10 protein-coding genes are annotated in these 12,789 nt (G+C 42.5%); 5 read left to right on the top strand and 5 right to left on the bottom strand.

Going from position 1 to position 12,789, the window contains the following annotated elements:
* Positions 1 to 108 precede the first annotated feature (108 nt).
* Both udk and apbC read right to left on the bottom strand, forming a co-directional pair.
* Positions 109 to 747, bottom strand: a complete 639-nt coding sequence (udk, locus tag L2755_RS00290) for a uridine kinase (protein WP_248978750.1) — start codon at positions 745 to 747, stop codon at positions 109 to 111.
* Positions 748 to 753: 6 nt separating this feature from the next.
* Positions 754 to 1,869 (bottom strand): iron-sulfur cluster carrier protein ApbC, encoded by a 1,116-nt coding sequence (gene apbC, locus L2755_RS00285; RefSeq protein ID WP_248978749.1) that lies wholly within the window; start codon positions 1,867 to 1,869, stop codon positions 754 to 756.
* A 160-nt stretch (positions 1,870 to 2,029) separates the two neighbouring features.
* Here apbC and metG point away from each other — a divergent pair, with 160 nt between their 5' ends.
* Positions 2,030 to 4,072: a methionine--tRNA ligase gene (metG, locus tag L2755_RS00280; RefSeq protein WP_248978748.1), complete on the top strand. Its 2,043-nt coding sequence runs from the start codon at positions 2,030 to 2,032 to the stop codon at positions 4,070 to 4,072.
* 75 nt (positions 4,073 to 4,147) lie between these two features.
* Here metG and L2755_RS00275 read toward each other — a convergent pair whose 3' ends face one another.
* The gene (locus L2755_RS00275) at positions 4,148 to 4,900 is read right to left on the bottom strand and encodes a Nif3-like dinuclear metal center hexameric protein (RefSeq protein WP_248978747.1); all 753 of its coding nucleotides are present in this window, start codon (positions 4,898 to 4,900) and stop codon (positions 4,148 to 4,150) included.
* Positions 4,901 to 5,192: 292 nt separating this feature from the next.
* Between L2755_RS00275 and L2755_RS00270 the strand changes: the two genes are divergently transcribed.
* From L2755_RS00270 to ilvN, 4 genes are all read left to right on the top strand, one after another.
* Positions 5,193 to 5,522 carry a hypothetical protein gene (locus L2755_RS00270; protein WP_248978746.1) on the top strand — a complete coding sequence of 110 codons (330 nt, stop codon included), beginning with the start codon at positions 5,193 to 5,195 and terminating at the stop codon, positions 5,520 to 5,522.
* A 690-nt stretch (positions 5,523 to 6,212) separates the two neighbouring features.
* Entirely contained in the window at positions 6,213 to 7,358 is a 1,146-nt protein-coding gene (locus tag L2755_RS00265) for a multidrug effflux MFS transporter (protein ID WP_428847766.1), read from the top strand.
* A gap of 379 nt (positions 7,359 to 7,737) precedes the next feature.
* A complete protein-coding gene (locus tag L2755_RS00260; RefSeq protein WP_248978744.1) occupies positions 7,738 to 9,459 on the top strand; it encodes an acetolactate synthase 3 large subunit in 1,722 nt (573 codons plus the stop codon).
* Positions 9,459 to 9,953 (top strand): acetolactate synthase small subunit, encoded by a 495-nt coding sequence (ilvN, locus tag L2755_RS00255; RefSeq protein WP_248978743.1) that lies wholly within the window; start codon positions 9,459 to 9,461, stop codon positions 9,951 to 9,953. Before L2755_RS00260 ends, ilvN begins: the two co-directional genes overlap by 1 nt.
* 138 nt (positions 9,954 to 10,091) lie before the next feature.
* Here the strand turns inward: ilvN and L2755_RS00250 are convergent, their stop codons facing one another.
* A complete protein-coding gene (locus L2755_RS00250) occupies positions 10,092 to 10,532 on the bottom strand; it encodes an Hsp20 family protein (protein ID WP_248978742.1) in 441 nt (146 codons plus the stop codon).
* A 292-nt stretch (positions 10,533 to 10,824) separates the two neighbouring features.
* The gene (locus tag L2755_RS00245) at positions 10,825 to 12,735 is read right to left on the bottom strand and encodes a bifunctional metallophosphatase/5'-nucleotidase (RefSeq protein ID WP_248978741.1); all 1,911 of its coding nucleotides are present in this window, start codon (positions 12,733 to 12,735) and stop codon (positions 10,825 to 10,827) included.
* Positions 12,736 to 12,789 lie beyond the last annotated feature (54 nt).

Raw genomic sequence — 12,789 nt, 5'->3', positions numbered from 1 at the left:
GGGCGAGGCTCCATAACGATAATGCCTTTATCTAAACACTCTTCAATCTCAATATCTATTAAGCGCATGATCGTTAGGGTCCCTTAAACTCACTTTTTTAGGCTACTTCTATTTAACTAAAAGATGCTGTATTCGCGCCTTTAAAATATCGGTTGCGATACGGTTTTTACCGCCGCGGGGGACAATAATATCTGCATACTGTTTAGAAGGTTCAATGAATTGTAAAAACATCGGACGTACAGTCTCGGTGTACTGCGACATCACCGATTCCATTGTTCTGCCCCGTTCAGCAACGTCACGTGAGAGTCTGCGCATGAAACAAATATCAAGCGGTGTGTCCATAAAGACACTCGCATCCATTTGCTCACGTAATGCAGGGTCTGTCAGCAATAGGATCCCTTCAAGAATAATCACTTTCTTAGGGGTTAAGGTTACTGTCTCATCGGTACGCGTATGCTCGTTATAGCTATACACAGGAACATCAACTGAATTCCCCTCTTTTAGCGCCTTTAAGTGTTCACATAGCAGTTCGTGATCTAGCGCTTTCGGGTGGTCATAATTCGTCAATACACGCTGGTCCATCGACAAATGACCTTGGTCATGATAGTAGGCATCTTCTGCAATAACACCGATTTGATCTGTGCCTAGATCACGACATAACTCTTCATAAATCGTTTTAGCAATAAGACTCTTACCTGAGGCCGATGCACCTGCTATTCCAATTACAACACATTGTTTTGAATTCATTTAAACCTACTCATCGTCCGATATGCTTATTGACACTTTAGATTGCGCTTGGCATAACGCAAGTTGAGCGCCCACTTTGCGGGCTATTTCTCGATATATATTAGCAATCTGACTCTCGCTATCAGCGACAACAGTTGGTATGCCTTTATCGCCATCTTCACGAATGTTTAGCTGCAGTGGCAGTTGTCCCAATAATGGTACATTGTAACGAGTTGCCATTTTTTTGCCGCCATCAGCGCCAAAAGGATGATCTTTATGGCCGCACTCTGGACATAAATGGAAACTCATGTTTTCTACAATACCCAGCACTGGGATATTCACCTTTTGGAACATGTTAACGCCTTTCTTAGCGTCTGCCAGGGCAATGTCTTGCGGTGTGGTCACAATGACTGCGCCACTTACCGGTACTTTTTGCGATAAGGTTAGCTGAATATCACCGGTTCCAGGTGGCATATCAATGACCATGTAATCCAGTTCAGGCCACTCGGTCTCGGTTAATAGTTGAATCAATGCACCCGCTGCCATAGGGCCGCGCCATACCGCTGCCTGGTCGCCATCGAGCATAAAACCGATTGATTGCGCAGCGATGCCATGAGCCGTTGCCGCTGTCATTATCTTTCCGTCTGGAGATGCAGGTTTAAAATCTGCAACACCCAACATCATCGGAATAGAGGGACCATAGATGTCAGCATCTAGAATACCCACTCGGGCACCTTCAGCTGCTAATGCTAATGCTAGGTTAACGGCTGTGGTTGACTTACCAACACCGCCCTTACCTGAGGCAACCGCTATAATTTGGCGTATATTTGGCAGAGGCTCCACCGCACTAATCGCTGACACCGTATCTGGCTGAAAATCGATTTCGCACTCTACTTCATCAATAGCATCCAATACCGCTAACTCTTTTGTTACCGCCATGACGATATCTTGATATTGCGTTTGACACGGGTATGAATAACACAGGCCCAGTTGCAAGCGTTTGCCTTCAATTGCAAGTTTAGTCACCATGCCTGCACTTAAAAAGCTTTTGTTTAAATATGGATCTTGGAACGCATCAAGAATGGCTAAAACAGGAACGAGAAGATCATCGCTGAGATGATAATTTGGGTGAGATGAAGACAAAATGTAGACCCCCTAAATATGATTTGCGCAATTGTAGCAGAATTCCAAGCAAACATTAGTCTAGATTTACCACAGTTACGCTAGGTTTTGATGAAACTCAGCATTGGATCGGTTAGTATCTATTCCATTGTATTTAGGTTCCCAGCGATTTCGAGAAAAGATGGCAAATTCACAACGTAAAATCTTAGTGACTAGTGCACTTCCATACGCAAATGGTCCCATTCATTTAGGCCATATGCTGGAGTATATTCAAACCGATATTTGGTCACGTTTTCAAAAATTACGTGGACATGAATGTCATTATATCTGTGCGGACGATGCTCATGGCACTCCAATTATGCTTAAAGCACAGCAGATGGGCATTGCACCAGAAGAGATGATTGCTCAAGTTCAAAAGGAGCATGAAAAAGATTTTGCTGACTTCAACATCCAATTTGATAATTTCCACAGCACTCATAGTGAAGAAAACCGTGAACTGGCCAGTGAAATTTACCTCAAGTTACGTGATGCAGGTTATATAAAAACCAAGACGATTTCACAGTTATACGACCCTGAAAAGTCAATGTTCTTGCCTGACCGTTTTGTTAAAGGCACTTGCCCAAAATGTAAGAGCGAAGACCAATACGGCGATAACTGTGACAATTGCGGTGCGACCTATAGCACTACCGACCTAATCAATCCCTACTCTGCCGTATCTGGCGCTACACCAGTGATGAAAGATAGTGAGCATTTCTTTTTCGACCTGCCAGCATTCTCAGACATGTTAAAAGAGTGGATCAACTCAGGCTCTTTACAGCAAGAGATGGCTAACAAGTTAAGCGAATGGTTTGAGCAAGGTCTGCAGCAATGGGACATCTCACGTGATTCTCCTTACTTTGGTTTTGAGATCCCTGATGCACCGGGCAAATTTTTCTATGTCTGGTTAGACGCGCCAATCGGGTATATGGGGTCATTTAAGAACTTATGTAATAAACGCGATGATCTAAACTTTGACGATTTTTGGAGCAAAGATTCCACCGCTGAGGTGTATCACTTCATTGGTAAAGATATCGTTTACTTCCACAGTCTATTTTGGCCTGCAATGCTTGAAGGTGCTGGACTGCGTAAGCCAACTAGCGTCTACGCCCACGGTTATGTCACCGTCAACGGTGCCAAGATGTCAAAATCTAAAGGGACATTCATTAAGGCGCGTACCTACCTTGATAATCTAGACCCTGAATATTTACGTTATTACTATGCTGCTAAACTCAGTAGCAAAATTGATGATTTAGATCTGAACCTAGAAGACTTTGCCCAACGTGTAAATTCAGATCTTGTCGGCAAACTGGTTAATCTGGCCTCTCGCACTGCCGGCTTTATCTCAAAACGTTTTGACGGCAAGCTCGCTAACATTGCTGATAAGAGCCTGAGTGAAAGCTTTATCGCTAAGCAAGAAACTATCGCCAACTTGTATGAAACCCGTGAATTTGGTAAAGCGATGCGTGAGATCATGGCGCTAGCGGATGTTGCTAATGCCTACGTTGCAGATGCTGCACCTTGGCAGTTGATTAAAGATGAAGCTAAGCAAGAAGAAGCGCATCAAGTATGCAGCAACGCGCTGAACCTGTTCCGCATTCTAGTGACCTATCTTAAGCCAGTATTACCAAAGCTTGCGGCAGATGTTGAAGCTTTCTTACAAATGGAGCTCACTTGGAATAATTTGGATGTTGATCTTGCCGGTCATGAAATTGCCAAATTCAAAGCGTTAATGCAACGCATTGAGATGAAGAGCATTGAAGCAATCATAGAAGCATCGACTGAGAACCTTCAAGTCACGCCAATTAAAGCGCCTAAAGTTGAAGACGTCCAAACGGAACTTGAGAAAGAACCGTTAGCAGCAGAGATCAGTTTTGATGATTTTGCTAAGATTGATCTGCGCATTGCACTCATTTCTAAAGCTGAACATATTGAAAAAGCCAACAAGCTGCTTCGCTTAGAGCTTGATTTAGGTGGCGAAACCAAACAAGTGTTCGCTGGTATAAAATCAGCTTATGCTCCTGAAGATTTGGTCGGCAAGCACACGGTAATGGTGGCTAACCTAGCACCGCGCAAAATGAAATTCGGTGAATCTGAGGGTATGGTACTTGCGGCAGGCCCAGGTGGAAAAGATATCTGGATCTTAGAGCCACATGCAGGGGCTAAACCGGGTATGCGAGTGATGTAATACTTTCTTGTTATAAAAAAGCCGCTGTTAAAATCAGCGGCTTTTTTGTATCTGTTTTACGTAAACAACCTAATACTAAACAGGATTACTGATATCAACAAACTGGTGACTTAAGCCAAATTTATCGGCTAAGTGCTTACCTAACGCTTGAATGCCATATAATTCAGTAGCATGGTGACCAGCGCCGTAATACTGAATATCTTGCTCCATTGCACAGTGAAATGTTCGCTCTGATACTTCACCACTGATAAATGCATCAATGCCTAGAGAGGCTGCAATATCTATGTAGTCCTGCGCGCCACCGGTACACCAGGCAATAGTCTCGACAAGACTCTGTTCGTCGCCAAGATGTAAACACTGGCGTGATAGCGTGTGTGATATCGCGCTGGTTAACTCTTTGGCTTGCACTGGCACACTGAGTTCGCCCCGCCATATTAAGCCTTGCGCATGGCCTTCTATCACCCGCGCATTGTCAATGCCTAGCACCTTGCCTAGTTGTGCGTTGTTGCCAACGTCAGTATGGGCATCTAACGGCAAGTGATAACCAAAGAGATTAATATCATTTACCAATAAGGCTTTGATGCGTTTCTGCTTCATCCCGGTGATAACTTCTGGCTCATTTTTCCAAAAGAAACCATGATGAACAATAATCGCATCGGCATTCAACGCTATCGCTTCATCAATCAATGCTTGGCAAGCTGTCACGCCTGTGACAATGGTTTTAATCTCTTGCTTGCCTTCAACCTGCAGTCCGTTAGGAGCATAATCTTTAAAATTGGCTATCTGTAGGTATTGTGACAAATACTGGCTTAATTCTGTCCGTGTCATGAGTTCACCTATAAAATATTCTTTTGCATGCCCTATTCTCGCTTTTTATGCCCAAACAAGCCAATTCAAGTTCCATTTAAGCTGCACACTTTATACTGGCTAGGTAAAGCCCACAGAGATTGTAATTGCCATATCCCAAATATAAGCAAATTTAACTCACTTAATGACCATGAAATGTCTAAAACATCATATAAATGAAGCCATTTGTGGTGGAAATTGGACTTTTTGGTGCATTAAACGATAAAATCACCTCAAACCTTCATGTAAACACAAAAACAAACAGGTTATTATTATGCCAAAACTGACCAAAGAAGAGGTTATCAGCACACTAGAAGCCAAACTTGCTAAGCAAGAAGGCCAAGCTGTTAAAATTGAACAGAAAGGTAGCTGGTACAAAATAGATGGTGGTAAATCATTACGCTTCAGTGAGTTAGAAGCAATGCTAGCTAACATGGGTGGCGAAAGTGCACCAGTAGAAGCTAAAGCCGTGAAACAAACAGCAGTGAAACCTGCAGCAAAAAAAGTCGCTCCGAAAAAGGCGGCTAAAAATGGTGGCAAAACACCAAAAGAACTTTGGCGTGAAAAGTTAGCAGGTAAAGGGCAACTTCCTCGCGGCTTTTAACTAAGTACTTTAGCCAAATAGAGCATTGCTCGTCATTGAGCTTGGTTCAATTGTCTGAGTATTAAAAAACTCCGTTACTGTAGCAGTAGCGGAGTTTTTTATTTTAATGCTTGCAACCTATAATCATTTTGATCAACGGCGGGTGATTAATGGCTAATCAGAGTCATCCTACAAACATTAGCAGCGGTACATCTGTGTAATCTTTGTTCATTGCTTTCCTTTTAACTAGCAAAACACAGTTGCAGCAGTTTGAGTGATTAAGTCGCTTACTTTTGAGTGAACAAGAGTTGCGAGATGACTTTAAGACAACACTTTACTGACTGTGACATGTAAATGAACTAAGCAATAGAAACAACGGTTTCCAAGAAATAGATACTTACAAATAGAGCCACTTTTTAGAATGGTTACAATAGAATTATGATTGGTTAACTATTTTTAAAACGATACTATAGAGCCGCTAAATACTTTTCATATCGCTAGTACCATCTCAATTCGATATTAAGTCAGCTAAACTAACCAGTCTTAACGGCAGTAAATCTAGCCAAATTTAAATTGGCTCCCTAGTAACACAATTCAAGCATTACCACCGAACTAGCAAGTCAGCAAGCGACACTCAAAGAGGCAGTATTGAAGAACACGTCCAGCAACACCAACCAAACAGGGATCCCCAACTTAGCGTTACTCATCCCCATGCTTGCCGCGATTGTAGCCATTACGCCATTAGCCATCGATATGTACCTGCCAGCAATGGCCACTTTAGCCAGCAGTTTTGATACCGGGATTACCTTAGTTCAACAATCCCTTAGTCTATATCTAGCCGGGTACGCTTTGGGAATGCTCAGCTTCGGTCCACTTGCAGATAGATATGGTCGCCGTAAAATGGTCATTATAGGTCTATCAGGCTTTATGCTTACTAGCTTTGCACTGGCATTTGTTCAATCAATCGAAGCCTTTTTGGCATTAAGATTCTTTCAAGCTTTCATCGGCGCCGCCGCGACGGTTGTTGTTCCTGGTTATATTAAAGAGATTTACGGACAAAATACCGCTAAAGGGATGTCCTATGTGAGCCTTATTATGATGCTAGCTCCGCTTATTGCGCCGAGTATTGGTAGCTTAATCTTGGAACTAGGCGAATGGCATTTAATCTTCTTTATTCTCGCTTTTTATGCGTTTTCGTTACTTATCCTCGTCTGCTTTAAACTGAACATGCCGAGTGACAGTGATACGAGTAGCCGTAGTGATAAGTCCTTTCTGGGTTCCTATGGCACTGTATTAACGAGACCAGGTGTAAAGTTAAACATCGCCTGTGGTGTGCTCACCTCCTTTGCATTTTTCTGTTATTTAACGGCGTCACCGTTTGTCTATATGGAGGTGTTTGGCCTCGATAAATCACTGTTTGCCGTTTTGTTTAGCACCAATGTCGGCGCACTTATGCTCGCAAATGTGATTAATAGTAAGATTGTGGGTCGTTATGGTTCTAAGAGAATGCTGCGAGTGTCGACCATCTTCGGGACAATAGCCGCCTGTGGCTTATTACTGGTTAACATGTTCGACTTACACTACATATTTACCGTTGCTATGTTACTGCCCTTAATGGCTTGTCTCGGTGTGATGTCAGTCAATGCCGATGCAATTGTATTGATGAAATTTCAACAGGAAACAGGAACGGCAACAGCCGTAATAGGAACACTTAGATTCGGATTTGGTGCCCTTGCAGGGCCTCTACTCGCGTTGTTCTATACCGGAACCGCAGTTCCCTTCTCTGCATTAATGTTAACCGCGGTCATCCTTGTCGGCTTATGCCAGCTCTTTAGTAAACATCAGCTAAGCCAATAATATTGAAAATGCAAAAAGCTAAGGGCGTTGAGATTAGCCGGCTTAGCTCGTTCCCTAATCTATAAGCCCCGCCCCCTTTTTAGTCACTGGTAACCCAGCCCTGAGCGAGGTTGTTTTTCTGCCAGAGATATTGAAAATTCTTCATATAGAACAATTTTTTTGCTTTCATCCCTTGTAATCATTTGAGGTTTTTATATTATAAAGCTGACTCCATTTGGAGTCTAAGCCGAACAGGTATTACTATCACATGTCTATCTCTGTTGAGATATATCGGCGAAACGAGAGCAAGGATCACCATCCAAGCTTAATTATTAGAGCGATTACCGTCGCTGTAGTGAGATACTGCATACCGTAGCGGTAACTTAAAAAAGGAATTATTATGGAGAAGCTATCAGGCGCCAGTATGGTCGTCCGTTCTCTAATCGATGAAGGCGTTAAACATATTTTTGGCTATCCAGGTGGATCAGTTTTAGATATTTACGATGCTCTGCACGAAAAATCCAATATTGAACATATTCTAGTGCGACATGAACAAGCAGCCGTGCACATGGCTGATGGTTATGCCCGCGCGACAGGTGATGTTGGCGTTGTCCTCGTCACCTCAGGTCCCGGTGCTACCAATACCATTACCGGTATTGCTACTGCATACATGGACTCTATCCCTTTAGTGGTTATTTCAGGTCAAGTTCATAGCCATCTCATCGGTAATGATGCATTCCAAGAATGCGACATGATCGGTATTTCAAGACCCGTTGTTAAGCATAGTTTTTTAGTCACTGACCCCCGTGACATTCCCGCAATCATCAAGAAAGCCTTTTTCATTGCTGCGAGTGGCCGCCCAGGCCCAGTGGTCGTCGATGTGCCAAAAGATTGTATGAACCCTGAAATTTTGCATGATTATCAATATCCAGAAGATATTGCAATGCGTTCATATAACCCAACCACATCAGGGCATAAAGGCCAAATTCGTAGAGGATTACAAGCGCTCTTAGCCGCTAAAAAACCTGTTTTATATGTGGGAGGCGGCGCGGTAATATCAGGCTGTGACAGCCAAATCCTCGCACTATCTGAAAAACTTGGGATCCCAGTAGTAAGCACATTGATGGGACTCGGCGCATTTCCGGGCACCCACCCTAACAGCGTAGGAATGCTCGGCATGCATGGCTGCTATGAAGCAAACATGACCATGCATAACAGTGATCTTATCTTCGGGATCGGTGTACGCTTTGATGACAGAACCACCAACAATGTTGAAAAATATTGTCCCAATGCCACTATTTTGCATATTGATATAGACCCCTCTTCAATCTCAAAAACCATTAAAGTCGATATTCCAATTGTGGGTTCTGCAGAGAAAGTATTGGATGAAATGCTCAAGCAAATTGAAGCCAATGACTACGGCATTAGCGATCCAACGGCCAATGACCATTGGTGGAGTGATATTGCCAAATGGTGTGGTCGCAAGAGTTTAGCTTACCAAAAGTCAGCAGAGAAGATTAAGCCTCAACAAGTGATCGAAGTCGTGCATAGACTGACCAACGGTGACGCCTATGTCACCTCCGATGTGGGTCAGCATCAGATGTTTGCGGCGCTGTACTATCCGTTTAATAAACCACGTCGTTGGATTAACTCTGGCGGCTTAGGCACCATGGGCTTTGGTTTGCCTGCTGCTTTAGGGGTTAAACTGGCTAAGCCCGATGATACGGTCGTTTGCATAACGGGTGACGGTTCGATTCAAATGAACATTCAAGAGCTATCAACCGCACTGCAATACGATATTCCCGTTAAAATTATCAATCTAAATAATCACTTCCTGGGCATGGTTAAGCAGTGGCAAGACATGATCTATGCCGGTCGCCATTCGCAGTCTTATATGGATTCAGTACCCGACTTTGCTAAAATCGCAGAAGCTTATGGCCATGTAGGCATAACCATTAGTGATCCTGCTCAGTTAGAAGCAGGTTTAGAGAAAGCCTTTGCCATGAAAGACAAATTGGTATTTGTCGACATTCACGTTGATGAGACTGAGCATGTATACCCGATGTTGATCCGTGGTGGTGCGATGAATGAAATGTGGTTGAGCAAAACGGAGAAAAGCTAATGCGTCGAATTATATGTGTATTACTTGAAAACCAACCTGGTGCGCTCTCTCGTGTTGTCGGATTATTCTCTCAGCGCGGTTATAACATTGAAACCTTAACCGTAGCGCCAACAGAAGATAAAACCCTATCTCGCTTAACCATCGCTGTTAAAGCCGATGAAGCGGTGCTTGAGCAAATAGAGAAGCAACTGCATAAGCTCATTGATGTACTTAAAGTGTCTAATATCACTGAATCAGCCCATGTAGAAAGAGAAGTGGCACTGATAAAAGTAAAAGCTCAAGGTGAGATTAGGGAAGAGGTAAAAAGACTGGCAGATATTTTCCGCGGGCAAATTGTTGATGTCACTCAAAGCTTATACACGGTGCAGCTAATTGGCACTAGTGAAAAGTTGGATGCTTGTATCTCTGCATTGGCTGATATCACGAAGGTGATTGAGATTTCACGCTCAGGTGTGGTGGGTCTAGCCCGCGGTGAAAAATCAATGCGTGCATAAAGTTTAAGGCACTTTTGCTATCGTTTCTAGCTGAAACGACCAATATCAGAAACTAAAAAAGGGAGTCGAAAGACTCCCTTTTTACATGCTTACTTTGTAAATACATCAGCCAGGGAAGCTATTATTTATTTACTTATTTTAGTTAGCATCCAATATTCTTGAAGTACCTATCTCAATTTTTCTCGGCTTTAACGCCTCTGGGATCTCTCTTTTAAGATCAACATTGAGTAAACCATTTTCTAGATCGGCGCCGATAACGGTGACGTAATCAGCCAGTTGGAAGGTGCGTTCAAATCCGCGTTCAGCAATACCTTGATAAAGATATTTACGTTCTTCGCTCTGCTCCGCTTTAGTCCCCTTAATCAGCAGTTTTTCACCTTCACTGGTTATCTCAAGCTCATCCATCGTAAAGCCAGCAACGGCCATAGTGATGCGGTAACGATGTTCGTTAATGAGTTCAATATTATAAGGTGGGTAACCAGAATTGCCTTTGTTCGACGCGGCATGTTCAGCAAGTTGTGCTAAACGGTCAAATCCAATGGCGCTGCGATAAAGTGGAGTTAGGTCGTAATTTCTCATGGGTATATCCTTGTATTAAGCAATATATAAAGTATGTAGCCGACATATGTCGCGCTGTGTTGACTAGCACCTACCCCGAAGGCGTAAAAGCTAGCTATGGTTTAGAGACCTCGTTGAGCGACTCTACAAATAGATATGAGGACGTCAAATTAGTTTTCAAGTCCCACTTTTCATTTTTTAGTAGAAATAAAGATAAAATAGTACTTTGCATGACAAATAAAAACAGCCTCTAAATAGAGGCTGCTTTTGATTCTAGAGCAGTTAATAAATCAACCTGATTAACGGCTAAAGATTATTGATTGTCTTCAGGTTTAATGATTGGATCATCAATTTTCAAATCAGCAGGCGCGATAAAGGTCAAGCCCGTTGGGATTTCAACCAATTGCTTTCCTTCTGCAGTTAACGCTTCTACATATTCAATCATTGATTCGTTATCAATAAAACCAGAAAGAACAACCTCAGATTGCTTCTTAGTATCAAAAATTTCATAACCATCTTTACCACCAGCAATATAGGCGTTAGTCGCTATCTTGTAGGTGGTATCGTCTTCAATAGCGGCACAGTTACCTGCAGCGACACCATCAGGACAAACATTCAAACTTTCAATTTGTTCACCAACGCTTGCCAAACCATTATATGTAAATTCAATATTAGCAAAAGTAGGGAACGAACCTGTAGAGGTGCTCATTGAGTAGTTAATCGTATCTTCAAGCAACTGAGTAATATCTGCGCCTGTCAATTCAACAATTGCTAACTCGTTACTGAAGTACAGTAATGAACCAACGACATAACCAGCAGTCAAACCTTCAGGGCCTGCAACAATGCTATTACGCACCCCACCAGTGTTGGTAATGGCCATATCTACGCCATAACCCAACTTATTTAGCTTCCATACCATAGATGCTGCAACTTGAGCACCTGCCTCTGAACCAGTAACAGGCAACGATGCGCCACTACGAGCAAAACCAGGTATACGAACATTATCTAGGCTGCCGCTATCAGTAGGATCATTAGCATCGAATACTTGACCAATAACCAAGCCTTCATATTCTTCAATAAGCGGTTTGTAATCAATATCGATAATATTACGCAGCAAAGCATCTTCTTCTGTAAACGCGATATTGTTTTGCTCATTCACAAATGCTTCAGTAGATGCTTGATCGGCTTCAGTTAGTACTACTCTATTATCACCGTCATACTTATGCTTAAAATCGTTATCAATAAGCAGGGTGTTATTACCTTCACAAGCTGTTATTTCACCATTTTCGAAACTAACATCAACTTGACCTACCGCTTGAGCAACATCGCCAGCTTGCACAATACACGTTTTAGTTGTGCCATTTGGGTTAGTAAACATTTCAGCGTAACCAGCAGTCGCTGAACCGTTACCATTACCGATATTGGTAAAGTCACCTAGTAGAGTATGAGAGTGACCACCAACGATAACGTCAACACCGTTTACGTTTGAAGCGATTAAAATGTCACGGTCTAAACCAATGTGGCTCACCATAATGACTTTATCAACACCAAGATCTTTCAATGTATCAACGGTAGCTTGAGCCGTTTCAATCTCCTTATTGAAAACAAGATCCTCACCTGGAGATGAAATACTTTCCATATCTTCTAACACTAAGCCGAAAATACCCACTTGCTCGCCATTAAACTCTTTGACCATGTAAGGCATGATATTAGTAACATCGCCCATTTGAGAATCAGCAGAAGTGTCGAGGTTTGCAGCCAAAATAGGGAAGTTAACTTTATTGGCGAATTCGATTAATGGTTCATTACCCAAATCAAATTCATGGTTACCAATCGCCATTGCATCAAGTCCCATTTCACGTAATAAAGTGGCATTACCAGCACCTTTTAATACGTTGAAATATAAAGACCCTTGAAAAGCATCACCACCATGTAAAGCTAGAAATGGTTTATCAGCATCATCTGCTGCTGCGCGAGCTGTTTTTAACGCTGTCGCGACGCGTGGATAGCCGCCGGCAGATGTACGAACGGCAAAATCAGCTGAATTTATTTGAGCGGTAAAATCGAAAGATGTTGGATCGAAGCTAGAGTGCGTATCGTTAATATGTGCGATTGTTAAGTCAAATTTATTTACAGATGAAGTATCATCATTGTCACTACCACATGCTGTTAAAGCAGTCACAACAGCCGTCGCCACTAGCCCTTTGATTAAAGTCTTTTTCATTACAATCAACCCCTTGATTATTTTTTATGTTTTTACAACATTTTATTTAGTTCG

It is taken from the genome of Shewanella abyssi, assembly GCF_023284025.1.
Classification (GTDB): Bacteria; Pseudomonadota; Gammaproteobacteria; order Enterobacterales; family Shewanellaceae; genus Shewanella; species Shewanella abyssi.
This window is presented reverse-complemented; position numbering and strand designations above follow the sequence as displayed.